Genomic DNA, 18,816 nt, shown 5'->3' with positions numbered 1-18,816 from the left:
CGTCTTCTCCAAGCGCGGAGGCCTCGCATTGCGGGGCCTCTTTTTGTTTGCCACCTACGTCAGAGAATCTATATCTGATGGATATTTAGTGAATGGAGAGCGGCATGCGCATGGACGGACAGCAGCATCGTTCCAGGACCGCCATGCTGTTGCACAAGCATCAGGTGATTCTGGTCAGCGTCGCGGCCGGCATCGTATGTTTCCTACTTCTGACCTCGCGCGCATTCAATCCGAGCAACTTGCTCGCTGCCTGGGATGCCACCGCCATCGTCTATATCGTATTCAGCCTGTACCGGATGCTAACATCCGATGTGCATCGCATCCGCAAGCGTTCGGCCGATCTCGATTTTTCGGATGCCGTTCTGCTGTTCCTGTCCATCGCGGCCGCAGTCGCCAGTGTTGGCGGCATCGCTCTGGAACTGCTCGGCGTCAAGGAGGCGCCGCCGCAGGTAGCGCTTTTCCGTGCATTGATGGCGATCGTAACGATCCTGATTTCCTGGGTGTTCCTGCACATGCTTTTTACGGTCCACTATGCGCACCGCTTCTATCGCGGTTCGGGCAAGGGGCAGGGGTTGAAGTTCGCCGAGCCGGTAGAGGAGCCCATCTATTGGGACTTCCTCTATTTCTCCTTCACCATCGGCGTCGCCGCCCAGACAGCCGATATCGGCGTATCTTCCGTCAGCATGCGCAAGCTGGTACTGCTGCACGCCATCCTGTCTTTCCTGTTCAACACGACGATCCTGGCGCTTGCGATCAATGTCGGGGCGAGCCTGGTGTAGCCCGCCCGCCGAAGCATCGTTGATATCTCGTCGGTTTAGAGCACCGCGTTACCGGCCATCACTGCCATGATCAGGAACACCAGGAAAACGATCAGGAAGAGCGCGAAGAGCACGCGGGCGATCGTCGCTGTTGCGGCCGAGACGCCGGAAAAGCCGAAAAAGCCGGCTATCAACGAAATCACGAAGAATATCAGAGCCCATTTCAGCATTAGAAAATCTCCTCTGCGTTGCGCCTAATGAAGACGCAGAAAAGGGGAAATTGTTCCGATGCCGTTTCGATTGCGGGGAGCGGTGGTAGGGCGGCATTCTTGAAACCAATGCCTTTCAGCAGACGTTTCGCAAGTGCTGCACCACCGGCCCTTCGCGTGGTTCAGGGCGTTCGGCGCTGCAATCGACCCGCTGGGTCGATTGCTTCGGTTACACCGAACCGCGCCTCACCCATGATTGATCATGACGTGCCGGACGGCTGTGTAGTCTTCCAGCGCGTAGACAGACATGTCCTTGCCATAGCCGGATTGCTTCAGGCCGCCATGCGGCATTTCGTTGACCAGCATGAAGTGGGTGTTGATCCAGGTGCAGCCATATTGCAGGCGGGCGGCGGTTTGCATGCCGCGGCTGATGTCCTTGGTCCAGACGGAGGAGGCAAGGCCGTAGTCGCTGTCATTAGCCCAGGCGACGGCATCGTCGGTGCTGGTGAAGCGGGTGACGGAGACGACGGGGCCAAACACTTCGCGACGGACAATTTCGTCGTCCTGCGTGGCGCCGGCAACCACGGTCGGGGCGTAGAAGAAGCCGCGATCGCCCGAGGTCTTGCCGCCGGTGGTGATTTCCATGTGCCGGTGTTCGGCGGCGCGGGTGACGAAGCTTTCGACGCGGTCGCGCTGGCGCTTGGAGATCAGCGGGCCGATTTCGTTCTCCGTGTCGTCGGCAAGGTTGAACTTGATGCTGGAGACGGCAGAGGTCAGGTCGGCGACGAAATTGTCGTAGACCTTGGCATCGGCATAGATGCGGCAGGCGGCGGTGCAGTCCTGGCCGGCATTGTAATAGCCGAAGGTCCGGATACCGGCGACGACGGCGTCGATATCGGCGTCATCGAAGACGATGACCGGGGCTTTGCCGCCGAGTTCGAGATGGGTGCGTTTCACCGTCTTGGCGGCGGCCTGCAGGACTTTCTTGCCGGTGGCGACATCGCCTGTGATCGACACCATGCCGATTTTCGGATGGTTGATCAGCGCATTGCCGACGCTCTCACCACGGCCAAGGATGACGTTGACGACGCCTTCAGGCAGGATGTCCGCGAGCAGTTTCGCCATCTTCAATGCCGTCAGCGGCGTCTGTTCCGAGGGCTTGAAGACGACGGTGTTGCCGCCGGCAATGGCGGGCGCCAGCTTCCAGGCCATCATCATCAGCGGATAGTTCCACGGTGCGATGGAGCCGACAATGCCGATCGGATCGCGGCGGATCATTGAGGTGTGGCCGGGCAGGTACTCGCCGGCGACCGGGCCGTGCAGGTTGCGCACCGCGCCGGCGAAGAAGCGGTAGCAATCGACGATGGCGGGGATTTCGTCGTTGAGGACGGCGTTGATCGGCTTGCCGCAGTTCAGCGCCTCGAGCGTCGCGAAGCTTTCGGCATCCTTCTCGATGGCGTCGGCAATCTTCAGGAGATAGGTGGAGCGCTGGGCGGGCGTCGTCTGCGACCAGCTCGCGAAAGCCTTCTCGGCGGCGTTGACGGCGGCATCGATCTGGCCGAGCGAGGCTTCCGGCAGATTGAGCACGGTCTCACCCGTCTTCGGGTTGAGAATATGCTCTTCCGTCTCCGAACCGGCCTCAAAGCGGGAGCCGATCAGCATTTGGGTGTCCATAATTATCTCCCTTTCATTTGCCGCCGCCGGCGATTTGGTCGCCGTCGCGGGTAAGATAGTAGGCTGCCAGGATCGGCAGGAAGGTGACGAGCACCACGACCATGGCGACGACATTGGTGACGGGACGTTGGCGCGGGCGGATCAGCTCTTCCAGCATCCAGATCGGCAAGGTCATCTGCTGACCGCCGGTAAAGGTAGTGACGATGACTTCATCGAAGGACAGCGCGAAGGCGAGCATGCCGCCGGCAAGCAGCGCCGTGCCGATATTCGGCAGGATCACATGGCGGAACGTCTGGAAGCCGTCGGCGCCGAGATCCATCGAGGCTTCGATCAGCGAGCCGGAAGTGCGGCGGAAGCGGGCGACGGCGTTGTTATAGACCACGACAACGCAGAAGGTGGCGTGGCCGAGAACGATCGTCCAGACCGAGAAGGGAATGTCGAACAGGCTGAAGGCCGAGCGCAGCGCTATGCCGGTGATGATACCGGGAAGCGCGATCGGCAGGATGACCAGCAGCGAGATCGCCTCGCGACCGAAGAATTTCGTCTGGCTGACGGCCGCTGCGCAGAGCGTGCCGAGCACGAGAGCGATGGCAGTCGCGACGGTCGCCACCTGCACCGACAGTGCCAAGGACGACCAGACGTCCGGCCTGTTCCAGGCTATGCCGAACCATTGCAGCGTGAGGCCCGGCGGCGGCCACTGATAGCTCTTTTCCTCCGTCGTGAAGGCATAGACGAAGATCAGCAGGATCGGCAGATGCAGGAAGAGCAGGCCGCCGGCGGCGGCGATCTTCAGGGGCAGGGACGCGCGTTGGCCGCGATCAGAGCGCATCGAAGGCCCCCTGTTTCTTGGCGATCCAGAGATAGATGGCCATGATGACAATCGGCACCACCGAGAAGGCGGCGGCGAGCGGCACGTTGCCGGCCGTGCCCTGCTGCGCATAGACGGCCTGACCGATGAAGAGACGCGACGAGCCGATGATCTGCGGAATGATGTAGTCGCCGAGCGTTAGCGAGAAGGTGAAGATTGAGCCGGCAACGACACCCGGCAAGGCCAGCGGCAGCAGCACCGTGCGGAAGGTTTGGTTCGGCGTCGCGCCGAGATCGGCGGAGGCTTCGAGGAGGTTGGCCGGCACGCGCTCAAGGGCAGCCTGCGTCGGCAGGATCATATAGGGCAGCCAGATATAGACGAAGACCAGGAAGGTGCCGATATAGCTCACCGACAGCGAATTTCCGCCGACGATCGGGAGACTGAGCACGCCGTCGAGCAGCCAGCCGAGGTAGAGCTTGTCGAAAAGCCAGGTCAAAATGCCTTCCTTGGCGAGGATCAGCTTCCAGGCGTAGACCTTGACCAGATAGCTCGACCAGAGCGGCAGCATGACGCCGAGATAGAACAGCGCCTTCCATTTTCCCTTGGCGTAACGCGCCGCATAATAGGCGATCGGAAAAGCGACGAACGAGGAGGCGATGGTCACTAGCGCCGCCATAACGACCGTGCGGATGATGATGTCGAAATTGGCGGAATTCAAAAGCTGCGCATAGGTCGCGAGCGTGAATTCGTAATTCACCATTCCGGAGAAGTCGTCGATCGAGAAGAAGCTTTGCAGCAGCAGCGCGATCAGCGAGCCGATATAGATGATGCCGAGCCAGAGCAGCGGCGGCGTCAGCATGAGGAAAAGCAGGAGTTTCGGGCGGCGCCAGAAGAGATCCGAGAGGCGGCCGAAGAAACCGCCGCGACGTGGCAGGATCGAGGTGGCTGCCGGTGCAGCCGTTGAGATGGCGGCTGATATCATGCGGCGTCGTCCATGTAATGGATGTCGGCGGGCAGCCAAGCGATGCGCACCGAGGCGCCGGTGTCGGGGATAGGTTGGCCGGCCGGCACGGTGACTTGCATGCGCGTGCCCTGCGCTTCGACCGAAAGCCGGGTGGCGGCGCCGAGGAAGCTGGTCGCCTGCACCGTCGCCGGAACACCGGCCCCCTCTGTCAACCGTATCGCTTCCGGCCGCAGGCTCGCCCAGCGCCGTTCACCGCCGAGCGATGACATGGTCTCAGGGGCGATCACATTGGAAGAACCGACGAAATCCGCGACGAACCGGGTCTTCGGCCGCTGATAGATGTCATGCGGCGTGCCCTCCTGCACGATCCTGCCATTGTTGAAGACGGCGACGCGGTCGGCCATGGAGAGTGCTTCGCCCTGATCGTGGGTGACAAAGACGAAGGTGATGCCGAGCGCGCGCTGCAGGCTCTTCAGCTCTTCCTGCATCTGCTCGCGCAGCTTGAGGTCAAGCGCACCGAGCGGTTCGTCGAGCAGCAGCACCTTCGGCTTGTTCACGAGAGCGCGGGCCAGCGCCACGCGCTGGCGCTGGCCGCCCGAGAGTTGGCCGGGGCGGCGGTCACCATAACCCGGCAGCTTCACCAATTCGAGCGCCTGTTCGGCGGCCCTCAGCCTTTCGGTCTTGCCGATACCCTTGACCATCAGCCCATAGGCGACATTGTCGAGGATGTTGAGATGCGGGAAGAGGGCATAGTCCTGGAAGACCGTGTTGACGTTGCGCCGGTAGGGCGGCACACCCTCGGCGGTTTCGCCGAAGATCTCGATATGGCCGCCGGTCGGCTGCTCGAAACCGGCGACGAGCCTGAGGCAAGTGGTCTTGCCAGAGCCGGAAGGGCCGAGCATGGCGAAGAATTCACCGGACTCAATCTCCAGATCGACGCGGTCAACGGCGCGGACCTGGCCGAAATGGCGCGATACCTGCTGGAAACGAACGGCGGTCATGGGATGCTCCCGGGTATGCAGAGAAGAAGGGCATGTTGTTCCGTTGCGCCTCTTCGCTTGGAAGAGGGCTCGGTGAGGCGATGAGGGGCTTCAGATATCAGGCCCCTCATCGCCCCGGTGCGATCGCGCTCTTTAGAATGGAGAGGCGGTCGCCATAATCGGCGTGAACTATCTGCCCCCAATCACGCCGATATAGTCTGAAACCCAGCGATGGTACGGCACGCATTCGCTCTCGGTCTTGCACTTGGCGACCGGTGTTTTCCAGAACTTGATCTTGTCGAAATGATCATAGCCGTTGGTCGCGCAGCCGCTGTCGGTCAGGAGCTCGTTGCCCTTGCACGCAGCCGGGACCGAAGGCACGGCGCCGAACCAGGCCGCAGCGTCGCCCTGGACCTTTGGCTGTAGCGAATGCTCAATCCACATATAGGCGCAGTTCGGATGCTGGCTGTCGACATGCAGCATGGTCGTATCGGCCCATCCGGTCGTGCCTTCATCAGGGAAGGTCGAGCCGATTTTCTGCTTGTCCGCCTGCAGCAGGTTGACCTGGAACGGCCAAGAGCCCGAGGCGACGACGCCTTCGTTCTTGAAGTCGTCCGTCTGGATCATCGCGTCGTGCCAATAGCGGCTGACGAGCTTGCGCTGGCCACGCAGCAGGTCAAGGGCGGCCTTGTATTGGTCTTCACTGAGTTCGTATGGGTCCTTGATGCCGAGTTCCGGCTTGTGGGCCATCAGGTAGAGCGCGGCATCGGCGATGTAGATCGGCCCGTCATAGGCCTGCACGCGGCCCTTGTTGGACTTGCCGTCCGGCAGGGTCATTTCCTCGAAGACGACATCCCAGCTCTTGGGTGCCTGATCCTTAAAGGCGTCGGTGTTGTACATCAGGACGTTCGGCCCCCAGAGATAGGGCACGCCATAGTGGACGCCGTTGACCGTATGCCACGGCGCATTTTTCAGTCGTTCATCGAGATTTTTCCAGCTCGGGATCAGATCGACGTTGATCGGCTGAACCCGCTTGCCGGCAACAAGGCGGAGCGACGCGTCGCCCGAGGCTGTGACGAGATCGAAGCCGCCTTCGTTCATCAGCGCCACCATTTCATCGGAGGTGGCGGCGGTCTTGACGCTGACCTTGCAGCCCGTGTCCTTCTCGAATTGGGTGACCCAGTCGTAATTCTTGTCGCTCTCACCGCGCTCGATATAGCCGGACCAAGCAACGATGCTGACGGCGCCTTCGCCTTTGCCGAGCGTCTTCAGCGGCGCAGCGGCGACGACCTGCGTGGCGAAACTTAAGCATGCGAGCGCTGCCGTGCATGATTTCAGCAGATGCTTCATCAAACTCTCCCGGTTCTTGAGCCAGTTGGTATCGGAGCCAGTTTCTGGCGTTATGTTCCCGAAAGAAAAGGTGACGCTATTTTGCCGTATTCGCAAATTCATTTATCAGAAAGGCGGTATCGGAATTTCCGATATCTCACTTGGCATATATGTGTCGCAAGTAAGCTCGGCACCTACCCGATATGCGTAGGGAAGAATCCGCGAGAAGCGGACAAAGACAAAGCAGCTTCAAATGAAACGATCGATCAGCAATCGGACTCGTTTCTCAAGAACGGGAACAGAAGGATCGTCCCCAATCTGACCGTCTAACGACAGCATGAACACATCAGCGGCCGTCCTATCCGCCACAATTGCCGATATGCACTCGAGCGCGACTTTGCGATGTAGCGCATCAATTTCCGGATCTAGCCGTTCACACACTTCATAGAACTCGCCGGCCATAGGTGCCCCAATCATGTCCGCCCAAGGCTCGATCAGCATAATACGGCAGACCTCAAAGAGGCGCTCCTGCTTCGTGCCAGCGCCAGTAACGGCTGCCTTGGCAAGCGGGTGTCGGGATATCAGCCAGTGCCGAAACACGGCAGTAAAGATATCCTCTTTGTTGCTGAACATTTTGTACAGCAGCGTGCGCGAAATGCAGGCGCGTTTAGCGATATCGTCCAGCGACGTTTTGGCGAAGCCAAAATTGAGGAAGCACCATTTTGCGGCATTCAAAATGGTGTTGCGGCGTGAAGCAACTTCTTCTGGGGTTATCCTGGGCGCCATAGCCGCTTGTGACAAATTGAGTGTTTTTTGTCAAGTTATTGCATTTCTCCTCTTGATCTTTGGCTATCGTCAATTCATTTTGACAGAAAGAGTAAATGTTGTCACAATGTACCGCTTTGCGCAAACAAAGTTACAGCGCGCCAGCTTCCACAGACAGAAAGCAATGAAAATGAGCAATGCTTGGACCCCTGCAGAAATCCCCCCGCAAACGGGTAGACGTATAATCGTTACAGGTGGCAACAGCGGAATAGGATGGCATACCGCGCTCGAATTGGCTCGCGCCGGCGCACAGGTTACGATCGGCGCGCGCAGCAAGTCCAAAGGCGAGGACGCGGTAAAGCGCATCCGCGACATTATTCCGACCGCCACTGTACGCTCGGGTGTCTTGGACCTTTCCAATCCTGTGTCCGTTCAAGCATTCGCCGACAGCCAGCTCGAAGACGGCCATCCTATCGATATGCTGATCAATAATGCTGGCGTAATGGGCCTTCCTCGGCGCGAAGTTAGCGTCGACGGCCACGAGCTGCAGTTCGCGACCAATGTCTTCGGGCCTTACCGTTTGACTGGTTTGCTTTTGCCTGCATTGCTGCGCGCGAACCGCCCACGTGTCGTAACAGTCGCGTCCGGCACACATAAGATGTTCAGGCCGGGACGGATAACGGATTTTGAGGCCAAGGACAGCTACGTGCCGATGCGCGTCTACGCCAAGACGAAGCTTGCCAACGTCCTCTTCGCTCGTGAGTTACAGCGTCGCGCGGGCGACCGACTACTATCCACCATCAGCCATCCTGGCGGCGCGCGAACCAATCTCTTTGCCGCAACAACCTTGAGCACCAAGATCGCCGGCATCTTGACGTACCCTCTACTGCAAAGTTCGGAGAAAGGCGCGTGGCCGAGCCTTATGGCTGCAACTTTGGAGAACGCCCGACCTGGCGGTTATTACGGACCTGGCGGCTTTATGGAGCTACGCGGCAATCCCGTCGAGGCGAAAACGGCTCCCTATGCGGATGATCCCTCCGCTTGGCGCGCTCTGTTCAATGATCTGGAGCGGATTACCGGCGTCACATACGCCATTTGAAATCGGAAGATCACATGAAAAGCTTTTCAGCTCTCTGCTACCGCTGACGGCCCGAACGCATGGCTTCGGCAATGCCGACGAAATCGCGGGCGGCTTGCGGCAGGCTGGAACCCTTGCGCCAGACCATGCCGACCTGGACGACCGGCAGCGAGCCGGAGACATCGCGGCTTTCGATGCGGTCGCCTTCCAGCGACCAGGGGCGGTAGACGAGGTCCGGCAGCAACGCAACGCCGGCACCCGTGGCAACCAGGCTTCGAACCGCCTCGACGGAGCGGGTACGGAAGGCCACATGCGGGCGGGCGCCAAGCGCTGTCAGCAGCTTGCCGGTATTCTCCTCGATCTCGTCGATGGTGAGCATGATCAGCGGTTCGCGGGTGATGTCGGCAACGCTGATGATATCGGCGGAGACCAGGGGATGACCCATGGGCAGCCAGAGACGATAGGGGGATGTCTCGAGGATTTCGGCCTGTAGCGCCATGCGGTCACGCAGGTTGGAAATGACCATGACGGCAACGTCGAGTTCGCCACCAACCAGAAGATGCTCGAGATAGCCGCCATTGTCCTCAATGGCGCTGACCTCGACGCCGGGGCAAGCGCGACGGTAGCGCGCCAGGAGGTCGGACAGCACATAGCCGGCGACAAGCGAGGTGACGCCAATATTCAACGTGCCGCCGGCCGCATTCTGCTGGCTGGAAAAACTGGTGCGCGCGTCGGAAACGGTCGCGAGGATCTTTGTGGCGTGGCGCAGGAATTGGTGGCCGTTATGGGTGATGGAGAGACCGCGCGGATGGCGGTCGAAAAGCTCGACGCCAAGATCGCTCTCCAGCTCCTTGAGCGCTTCGGTGACCGAGGATTGCGAGATCGACAGGTTCTGCGCCGCGCGAGTGACGGAGCCCTGTTCCGCCACGGCGACGAAATATTGAAGCTGTCTCAAAGTGAAGGCCATGCCCCGGTTAGAGCATGGGTTTGCCGTGCAAGGCAAGAACCAGCATCAGTCTGAAAGGCTTGGACCTTTTTTGGTAGCGGAAATGCGAGCGGCACAAGATTCATCTCTTCTTTAAGTATTCCGAAACGCGATATCCCCTAACGTGAGAGTTGATCATCTTGTCGCGTTGGAGTGCTCTATGGTGGAGCAGTTGGCGTGAGCGCCTTACTGCACATTTTCCGGCCATCCCGGAAGCTTGTCTTCATCATCGGCGGAGTGGCCTTGTTGATAGGCTGCTCCGGCGTCTTCGCGCTTTATCTCGGCAAAGACAGGCTTTTGGGTCTTGCCTCCGCCTCCCCGAACGGTTTGAAATGCAGCGACGTCAATCTGGTTACGATCCGCAAGGAGAATCGGCTCTGGGTGCGCAAATATATCCGCACGGACCCGACCGATGGGCTGACGCGCGTCAAAACGGCGCTTCGCGTCGCCAAAGCCGTGTATGACGAGCAAAAGCCTGATCTCGTTCAGGTCGTCGTCCTTGATAAGAACGGCCCGACGCTACGGTCCGATATTCGCGGCCGGGCGCTGGGGGCCGATGTCGTTTATGTTCCGCATCCGGACAAGGTTGCCGATGGTGCAGCCGAGGAGCCGGTGACGGCGCGCTACTACAATGGTGGCGCGAGCGCCCAAGGTCTGTTTTATGGCGAACAGATCAATATGCTGCCCAAGGATATCGATGACGCGCTTGCAGCGCTTCAGGATCACAGCGACTGCGACAATCCCCTGTCTGCCGACAGCGAGGCAGGCGGCAGCGCCAAGAAAGACAAGCAGAAGGCCGCCGAAGCCGCCGAACAGAAAGCCGTCGCCCGCGAGGAAAAGGAGGATGCGCCCGCGACTCCTCCGGAACAGAATCCTCCCGCGTCGAGGAGCAGTCTCCCGCCGGAGGGCAACAATACCGGCAGCTTCATTGGCGCCGACGCCACCGAACCAAATGCGGCACCATCGCCGGGTCTGGATCCGACGATGACAGGCGCCAGCAACCGGCGATCGCCGGTCACCAATTGACGGTAGACGTCACCTGGCCGGGGCCAGGATAATCTCTCAATCCGCCAGATGTTTCTCGCCGATGGCCTGATAAAGCGCAAACAAGGCTTCGTGGACGTCGCCGGCAAGGCGGTAGAATTCCGGATTGGCCAGGATGGCGGGGTGCTGCAGGAGATGGTCGTCGGTCATGTCGAGCATGAGCGAGGTCGTGTGCATCGCCTCATGGCAGCCGAATGTGCCCGGCGCGAATTGCGTCAGATCGATATCGCCCAGTTCGGCGAGATCGTCGAGGCGCTGCTGCTCGTGATCGGCGTCGGCGGTCGGATTTTCTTTTTCAGTCATTGTTCGTGCCTCTTGTTTCCGGAGGGCGAGGATTCGCCGCGCGTTGGCGGGAACTTATACGCAATCCGCAGGCAATGGCCCAATAAAAAAGGCCGCCATGGCTTAACCTGGCGGCCTGTCGTCTGTGCGAAACCGTGTTAGAGCGGTTCAGCGTTTCAGGGGATCGCTTTCCCGCTCTATCCCTTTGTTTTTCGCATTCCGGACGGAAAACCGCTGCGCTCTTTTCCTGGAATTGCTTTAGTCCGCCTTGCTGCGCCGCGCCGGGAACAGGATGATGTCGCGGATCGACGGGGAATTGGTGAGCAGCATGATCAGGCGGTCGACACCGATGCCGAGGCCGCCGGCGGGCGGCATCCCCTGATCGATGGCGTCGAGGAATTCCTCGTCCAGTTCCTTCTGCTTCTCGCCGCGCGCATGGGCTTGTTCGAGCTGTTCGACCATGCGGGCGCGCTGCTCTTCCGGATCGTTGAGTTCCGAGAAGGCGTTGCCGAGTTCCCAGGTGTTGCAATAGGTCTCGAAGCGTTCCACGAGGCGCGGTTCGCCCGGCACTTCCTTGGCGAAGGGCGAGATGTCCTTCGGGAAATGCGTGACGTGAGCCGGCTGGATCAGCGTGTCCTCGACCTTCTCTTCGAAAATGAAGGCGAGGCATTCGCCCCATGTGGCGTCCTTCTCGACGGCAAAGCCGGCGGCCTTGGCGGCGGCGCGCGCTTCCTCATCGGTCTTGATCGCCAGGAAGTCGATGCCGGTCGCTTCCTTGACGGCGTCGGGCATCGGCACGCGGCGGAACGGGCCCTTGAAGGAGATCTGCTTGTCGCCGAAGGCGAATTCGGTGCTGCCATGGATCGACATCGCCAGCGTCGAGAACAGGCGTTCCACGAGGTCCATCATGTCCTCGTAGTCGGCATAGGCCCAGTAACACTCCATCATCGTGAATTCTGGATTGTGCCGGGTGGAGACGCCTTCGTTGCGGAAGTTGCGGTTGATCTCGAAGACCTTGTCTGCGAGGGCCGAAACCAGCGTGCGCTTCAGGAACAGTTCCGGCGCGATGCGCAGATACATGTCGAGCTTCAGCGTGTTGTGATGCGTCTTGAACGGCTCGGCCGTGGCGCCGCCATAGACCGAATGCAGCATCGGCGTCTCGACTTCCATGAAGCCGTCAGTCTCCATGAAGCGGCGGATGCCGGAGACGATGCGGCTGCGCTGTTGGAAGCGAAGCTTCGATTCCTCGTTGGTCATGATGTCGAGATGGCGCTTGCGGTAGCGCAGCTCGATATCGGACAAGCCATGCCACTTTTCCGGCATCGGCAGCAGCGACTTGGTCAGCATGGTAATTTGCTGGGCATTGATCGTCAGCTCGCCGCGCTTCGTGCGGCGCACGACGCCGGTTACGCCGATGATGTCGCCGATGTCGATCATCGGCAGCAGGGCGCGGGCCTCTTCGGACGTTACATCCTTGTGGCTGAAGATCTGGATCTTGCCGGAGGCGTCATGGATATCCATGAACATGCCGGAATTGCGCGAGGAATAGACGCGGCCGGCGACGGTGACGACGTCGCCCGTTTCGGTGTCCGGCTCAAGGCCCTCGTATTTTGCAGCCAGCTCGGCATTGGTCAGCGTCCGGTGGAAATGCGCCGGATAGACGTCTCCGATCTGTTCGCGCAGCAGCTTTAGCTTCTGCCGGCGGACTTCCGTTGCGTCAGAGGAAAGGCCTGATGTTTCGGTCTTGTCGTTCATGATTTTTACGTCCGGTTCAGTTCTTCGGGCCGACGAGGGTCGCAACGGTCTGGGCGGCAAGCTTCAGCCGCTGACGCACGACGGAGCGGCCGAGGATCGCCATGCTGTCGAAAAGCGGCAGCGAGCGCGACGAGCCCGATACGGCGACGAAGAGGGGAGCGACCACCACCTTCAGCTTCTTGCCCATGCGGTCGGCAATGGCGCGCAGTTCGGCTTCGATCGTCTCGACATTCCATTCGAGGATCTTTTCGAGATCGGGCTGTACCGTGTTCAGGATTTCCAGCAGCTCTTCCGGCGTCGACTTGATCTTGGCGAAAGCCGAGGGATCGAGGTTGAGGTCGGACTTGAACAGGAAGCCAGTGAGGTCGGGCAGTTCGCCGAGCTTGGAGATGCGCGACTGCGACAGCTTCAGGCCTTCCCTCAGGCGGCTGTTTTCCATGGCCCAGGTGAGCACCCGATGCTGGAACTCCTCCTCCGACAGCTTCTCGCGGATCCAGCGGCCGTTCAGCCAGTCGAGCTTCTGGATATCGAAGATCGCGCCGGCCTTGGAGAGGTTTTCCGGATCGAACTTTTCGGCAAGCTCGTCCATGGTCAGCAGTTCTTCGCCTTCGGCGATCTGGATGAAGAACAGGCCGAGGAAGTTCATCAGCGCCTCGGGAATATAGCCGAGTGCGGTGTAATAGGAGATCGACGTCGGGTTCTTGCGCTTCGACAGCTTCGACTTGTCGGCATTGCGCATCAGCGACAGGTGCATGAACTGCGGCGGTTCGAGGCCGAGATACTGGTAGATCAGAATATGCTTCGGCACCGAGGCGAGCCATTCCTCGCCGCGCGCTACATGGGTGATCTTCATCAGATGGTCGTCGACGACGTTGGCCATGTGGTAGGTCGGCATACCATCGGCCTTGAGAAGGACCTGCATGTCGACTGCGTCCCAGGGGATTTCGACATCGCCATAGACGCCGTCATGGAACTTGCACGAGCCTTCGGTCGGGATCTTCATGCGCACGACATGCGGCTCGCCGCCGGCAACGCGCGTGGAGACTTCCTCGGCCGTCAGGTTCAAACAGTGGCCGTCATACTTCGGCGGCAGGCCGGCGGCGCGCTGGGCTTCGCGCATCTTTTCCAGGCGTTCGGGCGTGCAGAAGCAGCGGAAGCCGTGGCCGGCATCGACGATCTTCTCGACGAAGGGCTTGTAAATGTCCTTGCGGTCGCTCTGGCGATAAGGGCCGTAGGGACCGCCGATATCGGGGCCTTCGGACCACTTCAGGCCGCACCATTTCAGCGCATCGAGCACCTTGGTCTCGAATTCCGGGGTTGAGCGCGTCGCGTCGGTGTCTTCGATGCGCAGGATGAACTCGCCGCCATGCTTTTTGGCGAAGAGATAATTGAACAGCGCAATGTAGGCCGTGCCGACATGCGGCTCGCCGGTCGGGGAGGGTGCGATGCGGACGCGAACGCCTGATGTTGTCATCTTGTTTGCCCGTCAGAAAAAGCCAGGCCGCTGCTTGGGATAAGCGCTGCCCGGCTGGGGATGTTTATCTGGATCAGGAAACCGGCCGGAAAAGGGCGCCTTGCCGCTTCAATCCCGCGTTTTCCGTTTGGCAGGCTTAGGCCATATTCAACGGATAACGTCAAGGGAAACTGCTCAGCTTACCGGCCAGACATAAAGCAGGGCTGGCACGCTCACGATGATAATGATGAACGATAATGGCAGCCCGAGACGTGGATAATCGCTGAATTTGTAGCCGCCGGGTCCCATCACGAGGGTGTTGCACTGATGACCGATAGGCGTCAGGAAATCGCAGCCGGCGCCGACCGCCACCGCCATCAGAAACGCCTCGGGGCGGTAACCCAACGTCTGCGCAAAGCTGATGGTGATTGGCGCCATGACGAGCACCGTGGCGGCGTTGTTGAGGAAAGGTGTTACCGCCATGGCAGTGACCAGGATCAGTGCAAGCGCGCCATAGGGTGGCAACTGAGTGGCGAAGTGCCCGAGCCAGTGGGCAATCAGCTCGCTGCCACCAGTTGTGCGAAGCGTATCCGAGACCGGGATCAATGCTGCAAGCATCACGAGGATTGGCCCGTCGACGGCTTTGTAGACGTCGGCCAATGGAATGACCCGAAAAAGCAGCATGGCGAGAGCGGCGGCAAAGAAGCCAACCGATACAGGCGCCAGGCCGGTGGCGGTCGTCCCCATGGCTGCGACGAGGATCAGAAGCGGTATGTAGGCACGCCGCCTCGTCCCGAGCATGATCTCCCGTTTGGCCAGCGGCAGGCAGCCATTTTCCTGCAGGAAGGCCGGCATGGCGTTGCGGCTGCCCTGCAAGACCACGACATCGCCTGCCTGCAACGAAATGCCAGCGAGCCTTTCGCCGAGGCGCTCACCCTTGCGGCTGACCGCCAGCAGGTTGATACCGCGGGTGTGAAACAGCGAAAGATCGCGGGCCGATACGCCGACCAGGCTGGAATCCTGCGCGATGACAGCCTCGACCGCGATGATGTCGCCGTCCTCCTTATGCACCTCGGCCATCGGCTTGCCGGAAAGCTTCAGGCTGGCGCCGGAAACGACTAGGTCCAGAGCCTTTGGGCCGCCCTCCAGCAGGATAGTGTCCCCGGCCTGGAGCATGACGTCGGGAACCGGTGAAAGGCGTAGATCGCCGCGCAGGATCGCGGTTGCCACAACTTCTCCATCACCGTTGCGAAGAACTTCGTGCAGAGGTTTGCCAACGGCACCCGAGCCTTCGGGGACCGTCGCCTCGGAAAAATAGGCTTCAATGTCCAGTGCGTCTTCCAACGAGGGATTCTTGTGGCTGCGTTCAGGTACGAGGCGATGGAAGAAAATCAGGAAGAGAACACCGACCAAGGTCAGGAGTGCGCCGACAGGCGTGAAGTCGAACATGGAGAAGGGCGTTCCGCTGATCTCCTGCCGCAGCCGCGACACCACGATGTTCGGCGAGGTGCCGATTTGCGTCATCAGGCCGCCCAGCAGAGCGGCGAAGCTCATAGGCATCAGATAGCGCGAGGGTGAAACGCCCGTCTTTTTCGAAAACTGAAAGGCAACCGGCATCATGATCGCCAAAGCGCCGATGTTCTTGATGAAAGCCGACAGCACAGCAACCACGATCGTCAGCAGCGCGAGCTGCGTATGGGGGGATTCAAGCTTCGGAAAGAAGCGCCGTATGGCAGAATCGATTATGCCTGATCGGGCGACACCGGCGCTCACCACTAGCGCGCTGCCGACGATGATGACGATATCATCACTGAAGCCGGAAAAAAGCATTCTCGGCAGGGACGAGGCCCAGCGCTACAGCGAGAACGAGTACCGAGCACGCTACAATATCGTAGCGGATCCTACCCCAGATGAAGGCGGCCATCATCAGGGCAATAACACCAAATGCAAGTGCTTGCTGAGTGGACATGCCGCTCCGATGATGTTGTTGCCAAGGATCCAAGGCCGGATCGTGACGCCAGCTTTTGCCGATACATATCGCCGAGATGAATCAATGCAGGTTTCGCTGCAAAGTTCCGCCGACGCAAAGCCCGCCGACAACAGGCGGGCCTACATATAGTCATGGCCGATGGTTTCAGTGCCCGCCGGCAGCTCTTTTCCGCCGGTTCCGGGCCAGCATGTTCAGCACCTCGACTGCGGCGGAGAAGGCCATTGCGGCGTAGACGTAGCCCTTGGGAACATGGAAGCCCATGCCTTCGGCAATCAGCGTCGTGCCGATCATCAGCAGGAAGGCCAGCGCCAGCATGACTATGGTCGGGTTCTTCTCGATGAAGTTGGCAAGCGGCGTTGCGGCCACCAGCATGACGGTGACTGCGGCGATGACTGCGATGAACATGATCGGCAGATGCGGCGTCATGCCGACGGCGGTGATGATGCTGTCGATCGAAAAGACGAGATCGAGCAGCAGGATCTGGCCGATGGCCGAGGCAAAGCCGGTCGTGGTCGATTTGGCGATGAAATCCTCGCCATGTTCCAGCGGATCGACATTGTGATGGATTTCCTTGGTCGCCTTCCAGACCAGGAACAGGCCACCGCCGATCAGGATCATATCCTTCCAGGAGAAGCCCTGGCCGAAGACTTCGAAGACCGGTTCCGTCAATTGCACGATCCAGGCGACGGTGCCGAGCAGGGCAAGGCGCATGACCAAGGCAAGGCCGATGCCGATCTTGCGTGCTTTTTCCCGGTGCTCGACCGGCAGCTTGTTGGTCAGGATCGAGATGAAGATGAGGTTGTCGATACCGAGGACCACCTCCATGACGACGAGCGTGACAAGCGCAATCCATGCACTCGGATCCTGCACCAAGCCAACAATGTCCATTGATGATTTTCCTTTGGTCAGCGTCTGCCGACGCTGACCCCCCAGCTCCGGCTCCTCAATGATGGTCGTTTATGTAAGGAGCGAAATCGCAGGTGCAAGCGCCGCGACTATTTTCGCGGCGCGCGCGCATATTTCTATGCTTTCAGCGGAATCCAGATCTCCGTCACGCCGGTGCCGGTGCGGGGATCGAAACGGTCGTCGTAACGCTCCATCGTGTCGGGCACGCTGGCGTGCTCCTGGCCGGATTGCGGCAGCCAGTCACCGAAGATCTGATGCACGGTGGCGGAGATGCCGGAAATATGGCCGCGATGGGTAAAGACGGCATAGCGCTGCTGCGGCAGTTTCAAGGTCGTAAAACCCTCCGGCAGATCGTCGACCGCGCTAACCTCGGCGGCGGCGATATAGCGGAAGGTTTCGCTCTCGTCTTCGGCGAGGATGCAGACGCCATAGGCGACATTGCCGACCTGGCCGGGAATATGGCCGAAATGCTGGTTGAATTTCTGCCAAAGCGAGGGAATCCCTTGCGTGGCTTCATAGGCATAGGTTTCCGCAAGGCCGGCGAGCAGCATTGCGGGGAGGGTCTCGAAACGCGGCGCGTCGAGTTTGGGAAGGCGGGTGTCGTCCATTCTGATGGGCTCCAGCAAAACAAGGTTTCGGGCGTGCCCCTGTTTGCGCAAGCTGTCCGGCGTCATGCCGAATTGCTCGTGGAAGGCACGGGTGAAAGCCTCATGCGAGCCGTAGCCCGCATCGAGGGCAACCTCGAGAATGGTCGATGAGCTGTTGATCAGCGCAAGAGCCGCCCCGCTAAGGCGTCGGCCCCTGATGTAGCCGCTGATCGAATGGCCGGTGGTGAGCCCGAAGACGCGCGACAGATGATAGCGCGACAGGCCAGCCGTATCGGCAATCTCGTCCAGCGAGATGTCCGACGAGAAATGGCTTTCGATGAACCATATCGCTCTTCCAATCGCGCTCATATTCGATTCCCTGGTTGCCCGCCCATTGTTAGGCGCCGACCGGCTATCGGGTTTGATCGCGATTGCGGGATTGGGGTCAGATATCCGCTGGCTATCGGAAGGCGGTCAGGCCTGATCTTTCCGATTGATACCATAAGCAGCCATGAAGACGCGAACGGCGCCGCGCACGACATAGTCGATCTCCTCTTTCGAGGGCGGGAAATCCATGTCACCGAACAGTCTCAGCTTGAAGTAGCTGCCGCTGGCCATATCGAGGAAATGACGGGCTGCCATATCGAAGTCCTCGATGCGGAGATGACCGGCCGCAACCTGACGTTCGAGAAAGCCACGCAGAACGGTGCGCAGGTTTTCCGGGCCGGTGAAGAAGCGTTGACAGAGGGAGGGCATGCGTTCGCGCACACCGATGATGGTGCGCATGGCGCTGATGGTCTTGTCCGATGTGACGTGGGTGACGAACACCATGCCGAATTCATAGAGATTGGTGGCGACGTCGGTATCGTCGGCAAGCGCGGTGCGCACGGTCTCGACGAAATGCGCACGTTCGCTGTCCACCATGGCGGCGAACAAATCTTCCTTGTTGGCGAAATAGACGTAGAGCGTGCCCTTGGAGACGCCCGCTTCGCGCGTGACGTCGTTCATGCTCGCGGCATCGAACCCCATTTTCATGAAGACACGCTTGGCGCCATCCAGAATTTGCTGGCGCTTGACTGGGTCTTCTCCAGCGGCCCAACGCCCCCCGGATGCGGGTGCGTTCAAGACGGCGGTATTTTGCGGTTCGTGTTTCATCGTCTCCTTCGCGATCACTTTTTCAGAATCTTAATCAGATTCGTTAATTAAATCGAACCGGGTGGTTCGATATGACTTGATATGGAATGAAAAA

General features: G+C 59.9%; 17 protein-coding genes and 1 pseudogene. 3 read left to right on the top strand and 15 right to left on the bottom strand.

From position 1 onward, the window contains the following. Positions 1-104: 104 nt before the first annotated feature. Positions 105-779 carry a DUF1345 domain-containing protein gene (locus ACXHXG_RS12690; RefSeq protein ID WP_283047475.1) on the top strand — a complete coding sequence of 225 codons (675 nt, stop codon included), beginning with the start codon at positions 105-107 and terminating at the stop codon, positions 777-779. A gap of 35 nt (positions 780-814) precedes the next feature. On the opposite strand, the gene ACXHXG_RS12685 is transcribed toward ACXHXG_RS12690, so the two are convergent. The 7 genes from ACXHXG_RS12685 to ACXHXG_RS12655 form a co-directional block, all read right to left on the bottom strand. Further along, a complete protein-coding gene (locus ACXHXG_RS12685; RefSeq protein ID WP_104824347.1) occupies positions 815-988 on the bottom strand; it encodes a DUF1328 domain-containing protein in 174 nt (57 codons plus the stop codon). A gap of 225 nt (positions 989-1,213) precedes the next feature. After that, complete coding sequence (locus ACXHXG_RS12680; protein ID WP_457899461.1) at positions 1,214-2,641, bottom strand: gamma-aminobutyraldehyde dehydrogenase; 1,428 nt, start codon at positions 2,639-2,641, stop codon at positions 1,214-1,216. Between the two features lie 13 nt (positions 2,642-2,654). Continuing rightward, entirely contained in the window at positions 2,655-3,470 is an 816-nt protein-coding gene (locus ACXHXG_RS12675) for an ABC transporter permease (protein WP_457899460.1), read from the bottom strand. Then, entirely contained in the window at positions 3,460-4,431 is a 972-nt protein-coding gene (locus ACXHXG_RS12670; protein WP_104824344.1) for an ABC transporter permease, read from the bottom strand. The genes ACXHXG_RS12675 and ACXHXG_RS12670 overlap by 11 nt, the downstream gene beginning before the upstream one ends. Next, positions 4,428-5,414, bottom strand: a complete 987-nt coding sequence (locus tag ACXHXG_RS12665; protein WP_260303150.1) for an ABC transporter ATP-binding protein — start codon at positions 5,412-5,414, stop codon at positions 4,428-4,430. Before ACXHXG_RS12665 ends, ACXHXG_RS12670 begins: the two co-directional genes overlap by 4 nt. A gap of 168 nt (positions 5,415-5,582) precedes the next feature. Beyond that, complete coding sequence (locus ACXHXG_RS12660; RefSeq protein WP_104824342.1) at positions 5,583-6,743, bottom strand: ABC transporter substrate-binding protein; 1,161 nt, start codon at positions 6,741-6,743, stop codon at positions 5,583-5,585. A 228-nt stretch (positions 6,744-6,971) separates the two neighbouring features. Then, the gene (locus ACXHXG_RS12655; protein ID WP_457899459.1) at positions 6,972-7,457 is read right to left on the bottom strand and encodes a TetR/AcrR family transcriptional regulator; all 486 of its coding nucleotides are present in this window, start codon (positions 7,455-7,457) and stop codon (positions 6,972-6,974) included. On the opposite strand from ACXHXG_RS12655, the gene ACXHXG_RS12650 reads away from it, so the two are divergent. Next, entirely contained in the window at positions 7,342-8,586 is a 1,245-nt protein-coding gene (locus tag ACXHXG_RS12650; protein WP_457899458.1) for an SDR family NAD(P)-dependent oxidoreductase, read from the top strand. The two genes, ACXHXG_RS12655 and ACXHXG_RS12650, sit on opposite strands and share 116 nt — an antisense overlap. 37 nt (positions 8,587-8,623) lie before the next feature. On the opposite strand, the gene ACXHXG_RS12645 is transcribed toward ACXHXG_RS12650, so the two are convergent. Next, on the bottom strand, positions 8,624-9,532 hold the full coding sequence (locus ACXHXG_RS12645) for a LysR family transcriptional regulator (RefSeq protein ID WP_457899457.1): 909 nt from the start codon (positions 9,530-9,532) through the stop codon (positions 8,624-8,626). Between the two features lie 195 nt (positions 9,533-9,727). On the opposite strand from ACXHXG_RS12645, the gene ACXHXG_RS12640 reads away from it, so the two are divergent. Continuing rightward, complete coding sequence (locus tag ACXHXG_RS12640; RefSeq protein ID WP_104824339.1) at positions 9,728-10,576, top strand: hypothetical protein; 849 nt, start codon at positions 9,728-9,730, stop codon at positions 10,574-10,576. A gap of 36 nt (positions 10,577-10,612) precedes the next feature. Here the strand turns inward: ACXHXG_RS12640 and ACXHXG_RS12635 are convergent, their stop codons facing one another. The 7 genes and pseudogenes from ACXHXG_RS12635 to ACXHXG_RS12605 form a co-directional block, all read right to left on the bottom strand. Further along, complete coding sequence (locus tag ACXHXG_RS12635; RefSeq protein WP_104824338.1) at positions 10,613-10,897, bottom strand: hypothetical protein; 285 nt, start codon at positions 10,895-10,897, stop codon at positions 10,613-10,615. A gap of 237 nt (positions 10,898-11,134) precedes the next feature. Further along, positions 11,135-12,631, bottom strand: a complete 1,497-nt coding sequence (gene lysS / locus ACXHXG_RS12630) for a lysine--tRNA ligase (RefSeq protein WP_457899456.1) — start codon at positions 12,629-12,631, stop codon at positions 11,135-11,137. A 16-nt stretch (positions 12,632-12,647) separates the two neighbouring features. Next, positions 12,648-14,105, bottom strand: a complete 1,458-nt coding sequence (gene gltX, locus ACXHXG_RS12625; protein WP_283047466.1) for a glutamate--tRNA ligase — start codon at positions 14,103-14,105, stop codon at positions 12,648-12,650. Between the two features lie 174 nt (positions 14,106-14,279). After that, positions 14,280-16,053: pseudogene (locus ACXHXG_RS12620) on the bottom strand (SLC13 family permease). Positions 16,054-16,218: 165 nt separating this feature from the next. Next, the gene (locus tag ACXHXG_RS12615; protein WP_104824334.1) at positions 16,219-16,962 is read right to left on the bottom strand and encodes a TerC family protein; all 744 of its coding nucleotides are present in this window, start codon (positions 16,960-16,962) and stop codon (positions 16,219-16,221) included. Positions 16,963-17,096: 134 nt separating this feature from the next. Further along, positions 17,097-17,936, bottom strand: a complete 840-nt coding sequence (locus ACXHXG_RS12610; protein ID WP_457899455.1) for an AraC family transcriptional regulator — start codon at positions 17,934-17,936, stop codon at positions 17,097-17,099. A gap of 105 nt (positions 17,937-18,041) precedes the next feature. Continuing rightward, positions 18,042-18,722: a TetR/AcrR family transcriptional regulator gene (locus tag ACXHXG_RS12605; RefSeq protein ID WP_104824332.1), complete on the bottom strand. Its 681-nt coding sequence runs from the start codon at positions 18,720-18,722 to the stop codon at positions 18,042-18,044. Positions 18,723-18,816 lie beyond the last annotated feature (94 nt).

It is taken from the genome of Rhizobium sp. LEGMi-198b (assembly GCF_054114205.1).
This window is presented reverse-complemented; position numbering and strand designations above follow the sequence as displayed.

Excerpts from the sequence above, each read along its gene's own strand:
- ACXHXG_RS12690 (WP_283047475.1), top strand. The coding sequence starts at position 105 with ATGCGCATGGACGGACAGCAGCATCGTTCCAGGACCGCCATGCTGTTG.
- ACXHXG_RS12685 (WP_104824347.1), bottom strand. The coding sequence starts at position 988 with ATGCTGAAATGGGCTCTGATATTCTTCGTGATTTCGTTGATAGCCGGC.
- ACXHXG_RS12680 (WP_457899461.1), bottom strand. The coding sequence starts at position 2,641 with ATGGACACCCAAATGCTGATCGGCTCCCGCTTTGAGGCCGGTTCGGAG.
- ACXHXG_RS12675 (WP_457899460.1), bottom strand. The coding sequence starts at position 3,470 with ATGCGCTCTGATCGCGGCCAACGCGCGTCCCTGCCCCTGAAGATCGCC.
- ACXHXG_RS12670 (WP_104824344.1), bottom strand. The coding sequence starts at position 4,431 with ATGATATCAGCCGCCATCTCAACGGCTGCACCGGCAGCCACCTCGATC.
- ACXHXG_RS12665 (WP_260303150.1), bottom strand. The coding sequence starts at position 5,414 with ATGACCGCCGTTCGTTTCCAGCAGGTATCGCGCCATTTCGGCCAGGTC.
- ACXHXG_RS12660 (WP_104824342.1), bottom strand. The coding sequence starts at position 6,743 with ATGAAGCATCTGCTGAAATCATGCACGGCAGCGCTCGCATGCTTAAGT.
- ACXHXG_RS12645 (WP_457899457.1), bottom strand. The coding sequence starts at position 9,532 with ATGGCCTTCACTTTGAGACAGCTTCAATATTTCGTCGCCGTGGCGGAA.
- ACXHXG_RS12635 (WP_104824338.1), bottom strand. The coding sequence starts at position 10,897 with ATGACTGAAAAAGAAAATCCGACCGCCGACGCCGATCACGAGCAGCAG.
- lysS (WP_457899456.1), bottom strand. The coding sequence starts at position 12,631 with ATGAACGACAAGACCGAAACATCAGGCCTTTCCTCTGACGCAACGGAA.
- gltX (WP_283047466.1), bottom strand. The coding sequence starts at position 14,105 with ATGACAACATCAGGCGTTCGCGTCCGCATCGCACCCTCCCCGACCGGC.
- ACXHXG_RS12615 (WP_104824334.1), bottom strand. The coding sequence starts at position 16,962 with ATGGACATTGTTGGCTTGGTGCAGGATCCGAGTGCATGGATTGCGCTT.
- ACXHXG_RS12610 (WP_457899455.1), bottom strand. The coding sequence starts at position 17,936 with ATGAGCGCGATTGGAAGAGCGATATGGTTCATCGAAAGCCATTTCTCG.
- ACXHXG_RS12605 (WP_104824332.1), bottom strand. The coding sequence starts at position 18,722 with ATGAAACACGAACCGCAAAATACCGCCGTCTTGAACGCACCCGCATCC.